Source organism: Pedobacter chitinilyticus, from assembly GCF_003313385.1.
Lineage (GTDB): Bacteria > Bacteroidota > Bacteroidia > Sphingobacteriales > Sphingobacteriaceae > Pedobacter > Pedobacter chitinilyticus.
The window spans coordinates 825,755-842,785 of sequence record NZ_QMHN01000001.1; the positions used below are offsets into that span (position 1 = coordinate 825,755).

At 38.0% G+C, this 17,031-nt stretch carries 15 protein-coding genes; 5 read left to right on the forward strand and 10 right to left on the reverse strand.

Annotated features, from left to right (window positions below; all coding sequences use genetic code 11):
- Window positions 1-91: 91 nt before the first annotated feature.
- The 5 genes from DUT70_RS03480 to gyrA form a co-directional block, all read right to left on the reverse strand.
- Window positions 92-979 (reverse strand): 3-hydroxyacyl-CoA dehydrogenase family protein, encoded by an 888-nt coding sequence (locus DUT70_RS03480; protein ID WP_113645896.1) that lies wholly within the window; start codon window positions 977-979, stop codon window positions 92-94.
- A gap of 64 nt (window positions 980-1,043) precedes the next feature.
- Window positions 1,044-2,105 carry an HNH endonuclease gene (locus DUT70_RS03485; RefSeq protein WP_113645897.1) on the reverse strand — a complete coding sequence of 354 codons (1,062 nt, stop codon included), beginning with the start codon at window positions 2,103-2,105 and terminating at the stop codon, window positions 1,044-1,046.
- Between the two features lie 164 nt (window positions 2,106-2,269).
- Window positions 2,270-3,406 (reverse strand): tetratricopeptide repeat protein, encoded by a 1,137-nt coding sequence (locus DUT70_RS03490; protein ID WP_113645898.1) that lies wholly within the window; start codon window positions 3,404-3,406, stop codon window positions 2,270-2,272.
- A gap of 89 nt (window positions 3,407-3,495) precedes the next feature.
- On the reverse strand, window positions 3,496-4,581 hold the full coding sequence (locus tag DUT70_RS03495; RefSeq protein ID WP_113645899.1) for a tetratricopeptide repeat protein: 1,086 nt from the start codon (window positions 4,579-4,581) through the stop codon (window positions 3,496-3,498).
- Window positions 4,582-4,678: 97 nt separating this feature from the next.
- Window positions 4,679-7,231: a DNA gyrase subunit A gene (gyrA, locus tag DUT70_RS03500; protein ID WP_113645900.1), complete on the reverse strand. Its 2,553-nt coding sequence runs from the start codon at window positions 7,229-7,231 to the stop codon at window positions 4,679-4,681.
- A gap of 341 nt (window positions 7,232-7,572) precedes the next feature.
- Between gyrA and DUT70_RS03505 the strand changes: the two genes are divergently transcribed.
- The 4 genes from DUT70_RS03505 (at window position 7,573) to DUT70_RS03520 (ending at window position 11,406) form a co-directional block, all read left to right on the forward strand.
- Entirely contained in the window at window positions 7,573-8,058 is a 486-nt protein-coding gene (locus DUT70_RS03505) for a DUF4442 domain-containing protein (protein WP_113645901.1), read from the forward strand.
- A 59-nt stretch (window positions 8,059-8,117) separates the two neighbouring features.
- Complete coding sequence (locus DUT70_RS03510; protein WP_113645902.1) at window positions 8,118-8,753, forward strand: AlbA family DNA-binding domain-containing protein; 636 nt, start codon at window positions 8,118-8,120, stop codon at window positions 8,751-8,753.
- 95 nt (window positions 8,754-8,848) lie between these two features.
- The gene (locus tag DUT70_RS03515) at window positions 8,849-10,246 is read left to right on the forward strand and encodes an MATE family efflux transporter (RefSeq protein ID WP_113645903.1); all 1,398 of its coding nucleotides are present in this window, start codon (window positions 8,849-8,851) and stop codon (window positions 10,244-10,246) included.
- Between the two features lie 20 nt (window positions 10,247-10,266).
- Complete coding sequence (locus DUT70_RS03520; RefSeq protein WP_113645904.1) at window positions 10,267-11,406, forward strand: cytochrome-c peroxidase; 1,140 nt, start codon at window positions 10,267-10,269, stop codon at window positions 11,404-11,406.
- A 1-nt stretch (window position 11,407) separates the two neighbouring features.
- On the opposite strand, the gene DUT70_RS21095 is transcribed toward DUT70_RS03520, so the two are convergent.
- The 5 genes from DUT70_RS21095 to DUT70_RS03540 all read right to left on the reverse strand — a co-directional run bounded on the left by DUT70_RS21095 (window position 11,408) and on the right by DUT70_RS03540 (window position 15,300).
- Complete coding sequence (locus DUT70_RS21095) at window positions 11,408-11,566, reverse strand: hypothetical protein (protein WP_162926561.1); 159 nt, start codon at window positions 11,564-11,566, stop codon at window positions 11,408-11,410.
- 214 nt (window positions 11,567-11,780) lie between these two features.
- Window positions 11,781-12,872 carry a DNA polymerase IV gene (dinB, locus tag DUT70_RS03525; protein ID WP_113645905.1) on the reverse strand — a complete coding sequence of 364 codons (1,092 nt, stop codon included), beginning with the start codon at window positions 12,870-12,872 and terminating at the stop codon, window positions 11,781-11,783.
- Window positions 12,872-13,813 (reverse strand): hypothetical protein, encoded by a 942-nt coding sequence (locus DUT70_RS03530; protein ID WP_128353283.1) that lies wholly within the window; start codon window positions 13,811-13,813, stop codon window positions 12,872-12,874. The genes dinB and DUT70_RS03530 overlap by 1 nt, the downstream gene beginning before the upstream one ends.
- 16 nt (window positions 13,814-13,829) lie before the next feature.
- Window positions 13,830-14,579, reverse strand: coding sequence for a hypothetical protein (locus DUT70_RS03535; protein WP_113645907.1), 750 nt, complete (start codon window positions 14,577-14,579; stop codon window positions 13,830-13,832).
- Between the two features lie 37 nt (window positions 14,580-14,616).
- Window positions 14,617-15,300, reverse strand: a complete 684-nt coding sequence (locus DUT70_RS03540) for a pseudouridine synthase (protein WP_113645908.1) — start codon at window positions 15,298-15,300, stop codon at window positions 14,617-14,619.
- 76 nt (window positions 15,301-15,376) lie between these two features.
- On the opposite strand from DUT70_RS03540, the gene DUT70_RS03545 reads away from it, so the two are divergent.
- Window positions 15,377-16,984: a Na+/H+ antiporter gene (locus tag DUT70_RS03545; protein ID WP_113645909.1), complete on the forward strand. Its 1,608-nt coding sequence runs from the start codon at window positions 15,377-15,379 to the stop codon at window positions 16,982-16,984.
- Window positions 16,985-17,031: the final 47 nt, after the last annotated feature.

The window sequence follows — 17,031 nt, forward strand, 5'->3', positions numbered from 1 at the left end:
ACGAAGCCTTGAGTTGACGAAAGGCGAAGTAAAGCGAATGGCAGGACTATCGGTATTTTGATGCAGTGTTTTTGCGCTACTAATGATTGGCCTAACTAAATTTAGCGGCAACTTTGGCTTCTTTAATGCCGTTGCTGTAGTCGTAGAAGCCTTCGCCACTTTTAACGCCCTTTTTACCAGCAGTAACCATGTTTACCAAAAGAGGGCAGGGGGCATATTTTGGATTTCCGAAACCTTGGTGCAATACATTTAAAATAGCCAAACATACGTCTAAACCAATAAAATCGGCCAGTTGTAATGGTCCCATAGGGTGAGCCATTCCTAATTTCATTACGGTATCAATTTCGTAAACGCCAGCAACGCCTTCGTAAAGGGAATAAATAGCTTCATTAATCATTGGCATCAAAATACGGTTAGCCACAAAACCAGGATAATCGTTCACCTCAACAGGTACTTTATCCAGTTTCTGTGATAATTCCATAACTAGGTTTGTAGTTACATTGCTGGTGCCGTAACCACGAATCACTTCAACCAGTTTCATAATGGGCACTGGATTCATGAAGTGCATGCCAATTACTTTATCGCCACGGTTAGTTACGGCAGCAATCTGAGTAATGGAAATGGAAGACGTGTTTGTGGCCAAAATGGTTTCTGGTTTGGTAAATGCGTCTAAATCCTTAAATATTTTGAGTTTTAAGTCTATATTTTCTGTAGCAGCTTCAACGACTAAATCTACGTTGGCCACTGCAGATTTCAAATCTGTATGTGTGCTCAGGTTTTTCAGCGTATTTTCTTTGTCGTTTTCGCTAAGGGTTCCTTTGGCAACTTGACGATCTAAGTTTTTGCTAATGGTATCAATGGCTTTTTTTAGGGCATCGGCATTAATGTCGATTAAGTTTACAGCGTAACCAAATTGAGCGAAGGTATGTGCAATACCATTTCCCATAGTACCTGAGCCAATTACAGCGATATTTTTCATTTGTATGTTATTGTTTTATTGGGTTAGAAATTGTTGCTAATTTAGGAAATAGATTGGATTTTAGTTAAAACCCATAAAAGACTCTACTAGCGGACAAAAATAGGGGATGAGGCCAAAAACGACTATCTTTTGGTAGATTAATTTTCTTTTCTTTAAATCTGTATATGTTTTCGTATTCTTTTGTTTTTGGAATATAATCACGTATCAATATTCTATAATCATCATCTATAGAGAGCCATCCTGAATCGAATGCCCAATGATGTAAAAAACACAAGCAAATACCGTTTCTTAAATCGTCATTGCCATTCTGATTTTTAGGATAGATATGAGATGCGTGAATTGCGGGAATGCCTGTCGGACTTTTAAGGGACACGTCACAAATTGCGCATTTATAATCGTAATTTTTTTTAACCAATATTCTAAATGCTTTTTCGCGGCTAGAGATTTTAACTGTTCTTTTCGACGGAAATAAGTCTTTTAATATGGGGGCATCTTTTGCTAGAGCTACAAGTTTTCCTTCTTCGTATTGGGTATTTAATAAGGCATATTCTTCAATATCTTCGTTAAGAATGTATGTTATAGTATCTTCACCAAGATAACGTGAGTATGAATTTAAAATATTAGATATATATTCAATGGCACCGCCGAACTTATCAAATCTTTTATTGTCTATTTTGTAAAAATTTCCTCTCGGAGAAAAATTTTCTTTATATCCCATATCTTCCAGGAACTGAATCCACATCAGTTCTATGTTTACCGTATCAAAGAAGAAAATATATGGAAACTTTGAGTCTTGCCAGAGGTATTCAGATAAAGCTCGCATTTCATATTTCTCGAATAGCTTAACAGGAGACAACGCCGAAACCATACCATTTATTCTCGAACTCTCTACCAAAAAAACATAATCACCATTTTTAAGGTTTGTTATAACACTTTTGGCACCCTGTGGCACGCCCCAGCAATTAAATTCACCCGAAGGGAAAGCTTGTTCTAATTTCTTTATCAGTTCAGGATCTTTGATGGCTTTGTCTGCTATCAATTTTTTTAACTGAACTTTTGTTTGGATGGTTTTGGGAAAATCTCGATCTGCGCCATCTTGTCCTACATGGTGAAAGAAAATGTTCATAAAGTAATAGATATTTATTCACAATAATAGGTCTAATATAAATTAAAAGAAACATAAATTATCATTACAATTTATGTTTTATAATTTACGTTATGTTAAGTTATACTTTTGAATACCTCGTCCCAATCTTCATTTTCTACACTTTTGGAGAAATATAGGATTATTTAAAACTCGTTAAGTTTGCGTTTAAGCTCTTGTACTTTGTCGAGCCTATTTTTACGAGTGTAAATATCAATCAATAATTTGATGGTGTTTTTATGATTGATATTGATTTCGTGAGCCCTTAATAATGAATATTCAGCTCTGTTGATATTGGCCGTAAATTTCTGATTGTCTTTTTGTGTTAAGGCTTGATTGGCATCTTGAATATATGCCAAGGCCAACTGATAAAGCGCATCAAAATAATTGTAATCGACCTCTAGCGCTTTTTTGTAGGATAATTCGGCTGTAGCGATATTTTTGGCTTGATTTTGTTGTAAATAGCCATATAGGAAAAACAATAATTTACTCCTTTTATCAGTTTTTAATGAGGTTTCTACGGCTTTGGTGGCTTTTTCGTATTGTTCGGTGTCCAATAATAAATTGATATAGTCGTTGGTCAATAACGGATGATAAGCGTTTAATGAAAGGCCTTCCTCTAAGGTCTTAATGGCCAAATCAGTCTCAAATTTGGAAGCATAGATATTGGCAATGTTTTGAAACAAGGATGGATTTTTTGCTCCTTTTTCTTTGGCTTTGATATAATACGAAAGTGCGTCGTTATATTGTTGCAGGTTTTGTGCGCAAATGGCCACGTTGGTAGCCAATAAAGTGTCTGCAGGCATAAAATCACTTACATCTTTAAGTAAGTCATAAGCAACTGCAAAATCATTTTGTTGGAAAGCTTCTGTTCCTTTGCGTAGTCTTTTAACGTGAATATTGTGATTGGCCGCTTTAATCAATTCAGTATTAGATTGGAATTTATCTAACTGGGTCGCCTTCACTAATGCATCTTGTGACAATTGGAAGTATTTGTCGGCATTCGCTTCATTTTCATCAATAAGTGCTATGTATGAACTTAAATAGGCTTTGATGGCCCATGTTTCTGGCCAATTTTTGGTTTTCTTGTCATTTTCTGCAAGGTCAATGGCTTTAATCCCCTCTCCTATAATGGTCAATTGCTTTTTAGCATCTGCTTTTTCGGCAATGCTATTTTGTAGCTTGGCTAAGCTATTATTGGCTATTTTAATTTGTGAACCTTGAGAAAATGCCAGCTGGCTAAATAACGATAGTGCAAGTATATTGAAAAGTAATTTACGCATTGGTATAAAAAGCTTTATACAAAATAACTAAAAAAAGGGAGATAATGTTTAATTATCTCCCTTTTTAATTCGCTGATTTGCTCAGTTAGTTATAGTTTTTGCTGAAGAGCATCTAAAAGTTTTTTAGCTGCTTCATAACTTTTAGTATCATTTTTAAATGCATAAATTTGTTTTAAGGCCTCTAATGTATGTGCAGCCTTAGGGTCTAAATCATATGCTTTTTTGTAGTAAGGTAATGATTTATCAATTAATCCTGTCATTTTAACGGTCAATGCGTTGTATTCCTTTACCTTTTTGGCATCAATCTTTTGTCTTTCGCTTTGTACGTTAAGTGCTTGCTTATAATAAGTTTCGCCTAAAAGGAAGTGGTAAATCGCTTTGTTTGGATCTTTGGCTATTAACTTATTTAAAGATTCCTGAGATTTTTCTATTTCACCTCTAACAATATAAATATCTGTTTGAATACTTACAAAATCAGGGTCATCTGGGAATTTTTTAAGTGCTTGCTCAATGGTTGCCATACCTGCCACAGTATCTTTTAGGTTTACCAATTCAATGTTGATCGCTTCTAATAAAAGATTTTTGGAGTCTGGCCCGTTAAGTTCAACTACTTTTTTGAAATTTTTAATTGCGCCTGCATAGTTCTTATCCTGTTTTGCAGCTACACCTGCATTTAAATACATTGAAGTATCGGTTGGGTTTTTCTCTGTAATTTCAGTAAAAACCTTAAATGCGGTAGCGTAATCTTTTCTATTATAGGCTCTGATACCTCTTGATTGAATTGCATTGGTGATGTTGATTTTTGCATTAGTAAGTGCATCTTTTTGTTCACCTTTTTTATCTAAAGTCTCTGCTTGAACAATTGCTTCCTCTGCAATTTTCTGTTTAGCTAAAGAATTTGCATCACTAGTGGTATCTAATAAAGCGATTGCTGAAGCTAAAGATGCTCTTAAAGACCATGGTTCCGCCATGTTTTTGGTTTTTTCATGAGCAATAGCTGCATCAGTATGGGTTAAGCCTTTATTTAGACCTGCCAAATTCTTTTGAAGGTTTTGTGCCTGATTCATTGCTTGGAATAGGTCCCAAGATTTTTTTGCTTCGGCAACTTCTGATTTTTGGGCATAGGCAAATACTGATAAACTCATCACGCCTACACTTAAAATTAACTTTTTCATGTATTTATAAATTATTGTTCTTTAACGGGAAACCCATCACGATATTACTGAATTTTTAACAATCGTGAGGGATTTCGGTTTAAATTTATGCAATTATTTAGTTTTCTGGAGTACCGTTTTCATTCTCATTGCTTGCTTCAGCATCTCCATCTTGGTTTTCACCAGTTGTTAAGCCTTCGATTTCCTCTTCTTCATCTTCATGGTCAATTTTAGCAACAGAAGCAATTTCATCGTTACCTTTTAAGGTAATCAATCTTACTCCCTGAGTGGCTCTACCCATCACTCTCAGCTCACTTACGGCAATTCTAATTACGATACCTGATTTATTGATGATCATTAAATCGTCAGCATCAGTTACATTTTTAATGGCTACTAAGTCACCTGTTTTATCGGTAATGCTAATGGTTTTAACACCTTTACCACCACGGTTGGTTACCCTGTAGTCTTCAATATCGGTACGTTTTCCGTATCCTTTTTCAGAAACTACCAATACTGTTGCATCAGGACTGTCGATAGCGATCATGCCAACTACCTCATCTTTATCGTGAGCTAAAGTTACCCCACGTACACCAGTGGCTGTTCTGCCCATTGGCCTAACCGTGCTTTCGTTAAAACGAATTGCCCTGCCTGAACGCAATGCCATTACAATTTCACTGCTACCTGTAGTTAAGCTAGCTTCTAATAATTGATCTCCTTCGTTGATGTTGATGGCGTTGATACCATTTACACGTGGACGAGAATAAGCTTCTAGAGAAGTTTTTTTGATGGTACCCTTTTTGGTACACATAATGATATAGTTGTTCTCCAGATATTCCTGGTCTTTTAAGTTCTTCACCTTAATATAGGCTTTCACTTTTTCTTCCTTAGGAATATTGATGATGTTTTGTAGGGCACGTCCTTTGCTTTGGCGTGTACCTTCTGGAATTTCATAAACCCTTAACCAGAAACATCTACCTGCTTCGGTAAAGAACAACATATAATTGTGGTTGGTGGCAATTAATAGGTGCTCTATAAAATCCTCATTTCTTGAGTCACTTCCTTTTGAGCCCTTGCCTCCCCTGCTTTGTGTACGATATTCAGAAGCTGGGGTACGTTTGATGTAACCTTCATGGGAAATGGTAATCACAACCTCTTCGTCTACAATGAAGTCTTCCATGCTCATATCTTCGGCTGAGTGAACGATTGTTGTTCTACGCTCATCACCGTATTTATCACGCATTTCAATCAACTCATCTTTGATGATCTGCATACGCAAACCTTCATCTGCTAAGATAGATTTCAAGTACTCGATGGTTTTCATCAACTCTGCGTACTCTTCTTTGATCTTATCACGCTCTAGTCCTGTTAACCTACGTAGCGTCATATCTAGGATCGCACGAGCTTGGATATCGGTTAAACCAAAGGTTTCCATCAAGCCTGTTCTTGCTTCATCAGGCGTAGTTGATGCACGAATCAATTTGATTACTTCATCAATATGATCTAAGGCGATCAATAAACCCTCTAAAATGTGCGCACGTTTCTCGGCTTCCGCTAATTCATAACGTGTTCTACGAACAATCACATCATGTCTGTGTTCAACAAAGTGATGGATAAGGTCTTTAAGATTTAATAGTTGTGGACGACCGTTTACTAAAGCAATGTTATTTACACTAAATGAGCTTTGTAGCGCAGTTTGTTTAAATAAATTGTTTAATACGACATTTGCATTGGCATCTCTCTTGATTTCGTAAACAATACGGATACCGTCTTTATTGGATTCGTCTTTGATATTCGAAATACCTTCGATTTTTTTCTCACCAATTAATTCAGCGGTACGCTCAATCATCATGGCTTTATTTACCAAATAAGGGATTTCGGTGACAATGATTACTTCGCGTTCTTTGATGGTTTCAATTTCAGCTTTAGCACGCATTACAATACGGCCTCTACCTGTTTCAAAAGCTTCCTGTACGCCAGAGTAACCATATATAATGGCTCCAGTTGGAAAATCAGGTGCTTTAATGAACTTCATTAAATCAGCAACCGTACTTTCCCTATTATCAATGTATGAAATAGTGGCATTGATGGTCTCTGTTAGGTTGTGTGGCGCCATGTTAGTGGCCATACCTACCGCAATACCCGAAGAACCATTAATTAACAAGTTTGGCACTTTTGATGGCAATACTGTTGGTTCCACCAAAGAGTCATCAAAGTTGTTTTGGAAATCAACCGTATCTTTATTGATATCGGCCAACATTTCTTCCGCAATTTTTTGGAAACGGGCCTCGGTATAACGCATTGCCGCTGGTGAGTCACCATCGACAGAACCGTAGTTACCTTGTCCGTCAACCATCATGTAGCGTAAGCTCCAAGGTTGGGCCATACGTACCATGGTCATATATACCGATGAATCGCCGTGAGGGTGATACTTACCTAGTACCTCACCTACAATACGTGCTGATTTTTTGTATGGCTTGCCTGCACCTACACCTAGGTCTAACATTCCATAAAGTACCCTACGGTGCACTGGTTTTAAACCATCACGCACATCAGGTAATGCCCTACTCACAATTACCGACATCGAATAATCGATGTAAGCAGTACGCATCTGCTCATCTATATTGATGGGGATAATCTTATCGTTCTCTTGATTTTCTAAATCTTCTGCCATAAATTTTTATGTTTTGCATTTTACGTGATAAGTTGAGCGCTTTTTTTACACTAACTGCCTATCGTTAAACACAAGATTATTGTTTTATTATAACCTTGCGAATTTAGCAAAATAAGCTACACTTTAAGTGCCATTGTGGAAAAGTTTTAGACACTTTAGAAATGTTACAAAATATTGCAGCAATAAACCAAAAAGCCACAGATATACAGATTTTATCGATTGGTAATTGAATTGGATTTTTCGAGGTATTTGAGGAATGCATTTGTGATCAAAAGTTATGTCCAGGTTAAGTTTTGCACAAAGCTTTTTTACTTGAATGCAAATGTTGATATTTAGCTGTCATGATTGTTTCTGAAAGAACCCTGAAATGGGCACTGAGTTTATATCCGCCATTGTTGTTTCAGCGTATTTGGGTGAAAAAGTTCCATAGGGGATTTAGAGGAGTTGATGTGAAAATTAGCAATAGCATTTTAAATAGAAATTATAATGGTTCTATTTTTGGCGGAACTATTTATGCCGCCACCGACCCTTTTTATGCTATTTTGTTTGATCAACTCATGCAACGCAGAGGTTATAAATGTAGGGTTTGGCTTAAAAGCGCTTCTATCCAATACATCAAACCTGGACTTACTAGTTTATACTTCACCTTAAAAATCACTGATGAAATGATGGCAGAGGCAGAATCAGCCCTGAACGAATATGGAAAGTTTGTAAAGGCCTACCCTATGGAGCTTTATAATAAACAAGGTGAGCTTTGTGCAACGGTGATGAATGAGGTGTATTTAAGGATTAAGTTTCCTGGAGAAAAACAACGTGTGGCTATTTAGTGCAGAGTTTAAAGTTGAGAGAATAGTTCTGATCTCCGAATTAATTTAATTGGTCTGAAATGAATATTAAAAGATTGATCCTTGAAGGCGAAAATGTTAGCCTAGACTTTAAAAAGACCATTAGTAAAGCTGAAAAGATTGCCAAAACGCTGGTAGCCTTTGCTAATAACCAAGGCGGACGGCTACTTATTGGCGTGGCTGATGACGGATCGATTAAAGGCGTGAAATCTGAAGAGGAAGAAAAATACATGGTGAACAAGGCAGCACACCAGTTTTGTAAACCCGCTATCGAGCCACGCTTTGAAGAGTATTTGGTGGATGATAAATTGGTATTGGTAGCCGAAATTCCAAAGAGTGATATAAAACCTCATTATGCTTTAGATGAACAAGGTAAATGGTGGGTTTACTTTAGAGTGCAGGATAAAACGGTGTTGGCTAGCAAAATTTTAATAGATGTACTTAAGAAGAATAATCAGGCTGAAGGTACATTGATCAGCTATTCTGAACAGGAAAAGATCTTGTTGGAATATCTTGATGCCAATGGTCGTATAACGTTGAAAGAATTCAGCAAATTGACCAGAAGTGCCTATCGTAAAGCGCAGAAAATCATTGTTAACCTAATTTTATCGGGCATTATATTGCCGCATATTACCGAAAAGGAAGAGTATTATGTAATGGCAGACTTAAAAGTGTAATCCCATAGGTTTTAAGTACTGTTTGGCTGTCAATGAACACTAGTTTGACGTTTATCAGAGAATAATCCCGTTTAAAATTCCGAATTTTGCGGCGTATGTTCACTTATTCATTTACCAAATACAAGTCTTACTATAAGGATAATTTAGTTCTAGCGATGCCCATTGTGCTGTCACAATTGGGGCATACCTTGGTGCACATGGCCGACGGCATGATTGTGGGACATTTTGCTGGAACTGTACAATTAGCAGCAGTATCCTTAGTGAATAGTCTTTTCATGCTGATTTTGGTTTTGGGCTTGGGTATTTCATACGGTTTAACGCCTTTAATTGCACAGGCTAACGGTGGTGATAATAAGGTAGAATGCGGTAAGCTTATCTCTAACAGTTTGTTGATTAATTTAATAGCTAGTGTCATTCTGTATAGTTTGGTGTTAGTTGTTTATTATTTTGTAATTGATCACCTTAAGCAATCGCCAGATGTTGTGATGCATGCAAAACCATATCTCATGTTCATGGGAGTATCTATTTTCCCTTTGATGATTTTCCAAGTATTTAAGCAATTTACCGAAGGTTTGGGCTTTACAAAACAAGCCATGTTGATCTCTATTTGGGGTAACCTGGTGAATGTGATTTTGGGAATCATCTTTGTGAAAGGGATGTTCGGCATTACGCCAATGGGCGTTAGTGGTGTGGGTTTAAGTACCTTAATTGACCGTATTTTAATGGCTATTGCCATGGGTGCTTATGTGTTTAACTCCAAAAACTTTAAAGCCTACTTAACCGAGTTTAAATTGTTCTCCTTTGATTTTGGAAGGATTAAAAAAATTACCAAGCTAGGTGCTCCAGTGGCGCTGCAATATTCGTTTGAAATCAGTGCGTTTAGTGGTGCTGGGATTTTGATTGGTAGTATTGGCAAGGTAGAGCAAGCGGCTCATTTTACGGCGTTATCTCTGGCAGCCTTTACCTATATGCTTGCTACTGGAATTGCCAATTCGGCTACTATTAAAACGGGAAATAACTTTGGAAGCAAGAATTTTGGTCCCCTAAGGTTTTCGGCCATTGCCAGTTATCACATTGTGATTGTATTTATGTCGTTTACCGCTTTGATATTTATGTTGGCAAATAACTACCTGCCCTATATTTACACCAGCGATCAAACAGTGATTACCATTGCGGCTCAACTGCTTATTCTGGCTGGATTTTTCCAGTTATTTGACGGTACGCAAGTAGTGGGTTTGGGCGTTTTAAGAGGACTTGGCGACGTGAATATGCCCACTTTTATCACTTTCTTATCTTATTGGGTAATTGGGATTCCTGTGGGTTATATTTTGGGCATTGAATTAAAAATGGGTGTTGAAGGTATTTGGTATGGCCTTACTTTTGGCTTGTTAACAGCCTCTATCCTACTGTTTATTCGATTTCAAAACAGAACCAAAAAGCTAGTGGCTAGCGTAAAAACTGAGCCTCATCAGGTTACGGAACAGGTATCATAGAATTTCTTATTTTTGCGGCCATGAACAAAGTATTGCTTGGTATGGCTTTCCTTTTAAGTGGCTTATTGCTGATTTCCTTCAAATCTAATGATTGGATGGGCAGCGATGGACTTACTATCGATTCGTTAAGGAGATTATACGCGCAACCAAAGCAGTTTTGGCCCAAACCAAACGTTGATGGTAGTGTAAGCTTTGAAGAACTAGACACCTTACTGGCATCGCCCTTGGATTTAAGTAATGATTCAATAAGGAAAGTATCAGAGCTGGGTAAGTTACTTTTCTTCGATACGAGGCTTTCAGGTTCTAATCAAATTTCGTGTGCTACCTGTCATGACCCCTCTTTGCAGTGGGCGGATGGAAAGGAAGTTTCTGTGGGACATGATCAGTTGCCTAATATCCGCAATGCGCCATCTTTAGAAAATGTGTGGATTTATTCAAGCTTCTTTTGGGACGGCAGGGCTAATACCTTGGTAAAACAAGCCGAAGGGCCTATTTCGGCACATAACGAAATGAACCAAGACCTGAAATCGTTAGCCAAAAAACTAAATAAAATTAAGGGGTATCGTACTTATTTTAAAGCTGCTTTTGGTACAGCTACCATTACCAATCAACGGGTTTTTGAGAGCTTAGCTACTTTTCAGCAAAGTATTGTGAGTAAGGATACGAAGTTTGACCGCTTTTTAAAGGGCGATGAGCATGCACTTAACGATCAAGAGCTATTGGGACTGCATTTATACAGAACTAAAGCAAGATGTATGAATTGTCATTACGGAGCCTATTTTACGGATAAGGAATTTCATAATATTGGTTTAACGGAATATGGCAGTAAAAACCAAGATTTGGGTTTGTACAACGTCACCAAAAAGCCTGAAGATGTAGGCAAGTTTAAAACCCCTGGTTTACGCAATGTGATGCAAACAGGTCCTTGGTTTCATCATGGTTTGGTGAAGAGTATGGATAGCTTGATGGTTTTGTACAATATGGGAATGCCTGAACATACGGTTTTACCACGGCAAGAGAAAGATCCGTTACTGCCTAAAAATGATAAGTTGTTGAGAGGAATTATGCTTAACATAAGGGAAAGAAAAGCCCTCATTGCTTTTTTGGAAGCATTGTCTTCTCCTCCTTTGCTCATGAAGGTGGAGCGCTTACCGCAGTAAGCTAGATTTTATCGCCACTGTGCTTATCTGGTCTTAGCTCTTTTTTGTTAAGCTCTTTTTCCAAATCCTTCTGGTCTTTATGGTTTCTTTTTACTACAAAGTAAATAAAGCCCAAAATGGCAACAATGGCAACAGCAATAAGAATAAAATTAATCTTCATTATTTCTGATTTGATAACAAATTTAAAGTCAATAGATTAAATGCCTGTTAAGTAATCATTAATTGTTTAGATGGCTTGCCTGCGCAATTGAGAAATCTAGCCACAGATACACAGATAAAATTTGGATGAAAGATTAAAAAAATGATTTTTTGCACTTCAATTTAACGAACAAGATCTGTGCATCTGTGGCTAATGCACAATATGTATTTCATGTTTAAAAGAGTAATTTCTGCTCCTCTATCCTATTCCTTTGTTTTGGCTTCGGTTCGTGGAAATTAGAAAAGCCAACCCCTAACAAGCGTACCAGTTTTCCATCAAAATCTGTTTGTTCTATTAATGTTTTTGCAGCTTGGTAAGCATCATTTTCATTGTTAATGGGATGCTCAAAAGAAATGCTTCTCGTGATTTGTTTGAAATCGGCAAATTTTACCTTTACCGTAAGTGTTCTGCCAAATAACTGGTATTGATTGATGCGTTTGAAAACCGCCTGTGTAATCTGAAGGAGCTGTTCATACATTTCACTTCCCTTATCTAAATCGCTTCCAAAAGTATCTTCAGAACTGATTGACTTGGTTTCTCTATCGGGCTTTACCGCACGGTTGTCAATTCCCCGTACAATGTTGTAAAAGAACTTGCCCGATTTGCCAAATAATAAAGCCAAACGTTCTTCGGTCAGTTTTTTGAGGTCACTACCCTTTCTAATGCCCTGCATTTTCATCCGCTCTGCGGTAACCTTACCCACGCCATGAAACTTTTCAACAGGAAGTTTTTCCATGAATTTCTCAATCTTGGAAGGTCCTATGAAAGTCAAACCGTCGGGCTTGTTCATGTCGGAAGCAATTTTTGCGACAAACTTATTGATGGAAACTCCAGCTGAGGCCGTTAATCCGAGTTCATCTTTAATAGCTTTCTTGATCTGGTCGGCAATGGTAATGGCAGAGCCGATATTCAATTTGTCCTCAGTGACATCTAAATAAGCTTCATCTAAAGAAAGCGGCTCAATCAAATCGGTATAACGACTAAAAATTTCACGTATTTGCCTGGAAACTTCTTTATAAACGCTGAACCTCGGATAAACAAAAATGGCGTAAGGACAAAGTTGTTGTGCTTTTTTGGAAGACATGGCCGAACGGACACCATAGGTTCTGGCTTCGTAACTGGCCGTGGCTACCACACCTCTCCCATCTGGGGAACCACCCACTACCAATGGTTTTCCCCTCAACTCAGGAAAATCACGCTGCTCTACGGAAGCATAAAAAGCATCCATATCAATGTGAATTATTTTTCTGAGTTTGGGTGTTTCCATTACTCTAAGATAAAATTTTGATAAACGGGTTCCGTCCAAAAACGGTAATTTTTAGCAGCAAGTTTAGTGCCTTTAAAAAGTAAATCGATAAAGCCGTTTCGCTCTACCAAAACCGTGTGAAATATTTTTCCTTCTGGGTTTTTAATTAAAGAAAAGGAAGTACTCCCTGATTTATTTTGCCAATTTAATTGTTCGGCTGTTTCTTTAAATTTCAGCTTTCCGATATCGTTTGCCATCGATTTACTGCGGTACCAAGTTCCACCCTTGGGCGATACTAAGGGCTTATTGTTATAAACCACTACGCTATCGTTATACGCAATTACTTGCAGAAATTTACGCGGTTGTTTAAGCCAGTTAGCCAGTTTTTGTTGATGTTTTTCTGTTTCATAAGCGTAAGTAGCATCAATAAAGCCAATTCGTTCTATATAGTTGGGCAATGATTTGGCTTGCGCATTCAAGTAACCAAAAATAAATGAGCCGCCACCACTATGACCGCTTAGTGTCATAAGAGGTTTTAAGTTTTTATATCGATGATAAATGCTATCCACCATTTCGCTAATCAGTTGGTCGGCATTAACGGTTTGCCGACGCCATTGCGGCCAGCTCTTTAAGCTGTTTTCTATATAAATAACGATATAGTTGTACTTCTGGTCGGTATTTCTTACAAATTGTGTTTGTGCGCCAATATGCTGTATGTTGAAATGCCAATCATCGCCTTCGGCCAATTTTTTGCCAAATGTTTGTGCAGTAGTATTTCCATTAGGCAAAGCATACAGCACTAGTTTGCTTGGCTTTTTGGGATTGATGCTAGGTTCGTCAACTGTTAGTAAGACGCCATTTGCCATTTGAATGACTGGCATGGCCTTCATTTTTTGCTCAAATGAAATTTGTGCTGCCGAAATGAGTGGCATTAAGCAAAACAAGATGAAGTATTTTCGCATACTTCAAATTTAGCATTTATTTGGTTTTTGGCTTACGGCCAATGTTGACTACTGCGCCTACTGTAAAAACAGAATGACCAGCGTTTAAAAATTTTCTGCTTTTCAAACCAATATTACTACCACTGGTGTATTGAAGCTGTATTTGCTCGCTAAGTACCATTCGGGTAAAGAAAACGGGTTCTAAGAATACATTATCCTCATTAGGTTGCATTACACCATTTTTGTAAAAATCATCCGTTTCTACAAAGCTCAAACGCCACGCAGTACCATAGTTCAATCCAAATTTGAATCCAAAGATGTTAACGTCGTTTACTTTCTTGGAACTGTAGTTTACCTGAACAAATTTTTTACTGTAGGCTGCATCGTAAAAATCGCTGCTCACCACTACATCATTTTCGTATTCCCTAAATGTTCGTTTGCTTCTACCATTGGCTAAGCCGCCATAAATTTCGAGAATGCGATTATTTTCAGGGCCAAAAGTTTTAAAATAGCCACCACCAAATTCAAACACTTTATGGTTAATGTCCTTTTTCCGACCTTCATTATTCATAAAACCTGCATTGGCCATTACCGCAAAGTGTTCGGTTACTGCATAAGCGGTATTGAAACTGGCATTGCCCTTTAATGAAATATGTGCGCCGCCAGCAAACTCACCTTTGGTAGTAAGCATGGGCGTATTAGGTACGCTGGGCATGTAGATAGACGAGCAGCTGCTAATCAATAAGGCAGCAAATACGAGAGTAACTAGCTGATGTTTTATTGGCATATTCCTACTATAACACAATTTGGAGTAGAAAATTGTTTTAAAATGAAAAATTCATGAGGTCCATCATCCTTTTAAATTCGCCTTGCACTTCTGCTGTGATGGTGATTTTTTCGGAAGTTATTGGATGGCTGAATGATAAGCTGGAAGCATGTAGCATCATCGTGTTCATTTGAAGCTCGTCCTTGAAATAGCGATTTTGTTTATTGCAGCCGTGTGGCCTATCTCCAATAATGGGATGAAAAATATGGGCAAAATGTTTGCGTAATTGATGCATCCTTCCCGTTTTAGGATTAGCATCTACCAAACTATATCTGGAAGTTGGATGTTTACCAATAGCCAAAGGAATTTCAGACTGTTGTAAAGTCACGAAACTGGTTTGTGCATCTTGTAATGTACCATTTTCTTTTGCCAATGGATAATCGATTTCCATTTCCGAAGGTGTATATCCTCTTACGATGGCCAAATAATGTTTATCCACTAATCCTTCTTGAAACTGCTTCTGCATGGCAATTTCCACTTCTTTATCAAAAGCAAATAACAGCACGCCGCCCGTTTTTCTATCTAAACGATGTACAGGGTTTACGTGTCGGCCAATTTGGTCACGGAGCATTTGTAAGGCAAACTCTTTGGCATCATCTGCAATTTTAGAGCGGTGTACCAACAGGCCGTGGGGTTTATTAATGGCAATAAGTGAGTCGTCTTGATAAATAATTTCTAACACGAGGCGAAGATAGAGATAATAAATTCTTAAAATCTCACCTTTTTTATAACTTGATGATGTATTATTTTCGCACCTTATGCACCATCACTTACTTTTAATCTTAACGCTACTTTTTGTTGTATTCCTGTTGGTCATGCTCGCCCAGAGAATTAAAGTAGCCTACCCTATTTTTTTAGTACTAGCAGGCTTGGGAATTAGCTTCATTCCAGGGATTCCACTGTTACATCTCAATCCCGAACTGATTTTCTTGATTTTCTTGCCTCCGTTGCTTTATGAAGCAGCTTGGTATACTTCGTGGAACGATTTTTGGAAGTGGAAACGTCCTATTGCTTTGCTGGCGTTTGGTTTGGTTTTTTTTACTTCTACCATTATCGCTTACACTTCCGTTTCTTTAATTCCTGGTTTTACTTTAGCGCTTGGCTTTTTGTTGGGTGGTATTGTTTCGCCCCCAGATGCAGTAGCGGCCGCAACGGTATTGAAAGGAATGGGTGTGCCAAAACGGATACTCACCATTTTAGAAGGTGAAAGTTTGGTGAATGATGCTTCGTCGCTAATTGTATTCAAATTTGCTTTGGCGGCGGTGTTAACAGGTGCTTTTTCAATGCATCAAGCGGTTGGACAATTTTTCTTAGTGGCTGGTATGGGCATCGTGGTTGGTTTGGCGGGAGCACATATTGTGTATTTTATCCATCGCTTTTTACCCACTACCCCTGCTATTGATGCAGCACTAACGGTGATGACTCCTTACATTCTTTTCTTGGCAGCGGAGCAATTTCATTATTCAGGCGTAATGGCTGTAGTTACTGGTGGTTTGTTCATCTCATGGCGGTCTCATGAAATTTTTCAGACAGGCAGTACGAGGTTAAACATGCTTGGCGTATGGACGACAATGATTTTTGTGATGAATGCCCTTGTTTTTGTATTGATTGGATTGGAGCTTCCAGAAATTATTCATGGTTTGGGCAATTATTCGATTGCAGATGGGATTAGATACGGGTTAATCATTAGCGCTATTGCTATTGCTTTGCGCTTTTTGTGGATTTACCCAGCGGCCTTTGTTCCTCGTTGGCTCAGTGCTTCTATCCGTAAAGACCCATCGCCAGGTTGGAAAGGGCCATTGATTATCGGCTGGGCAGGGATGCGTGGTGTGGTTTCATTAGCTACGGCACTTTCTATTCCTTTGTTAATGACTGATGGAACAGCCTTTCCGCAACGCAACCTGATTATATTCATCACTTTTGTGGTCATTTTTGTGACTTTGGTGGTACAGGGTTTAACACTTCCATTTATTATTAAACTGATCAAATTAAAGGAAATTGATAGTATTTCTCGAAGCGAAGAGCAGCAGGCAGGTATTCGTTTAAAGCTGGATGAATTGGCCTTACACCTAATCGATAAGCATCATCTAGATAAAGTAACGGAAAATGAACTCCTTGGTTTTTATCGTGAGGGATTAAATACCAGTATTATTGATGGTAAGAAACATCTAGAATCTTTGGAATGTGATGAAACTGAATTGGCTGAGATTCATACCTATCACCATGTATTACTGGAAATTTACGCTGCACAACGCAAGGAGTTGTTTAAACTGCGTAAGGAGAAATTTTTCAGTGATGAGGAAATCCGCAAAGCTGAATTGCAGCTAGACTTAAATGAATTGACGATTACAGGCAATGGGCATTAGTAAATATTAAGACTTACGAATTTTTTGAAACTTCGTAAGTCTCCCTC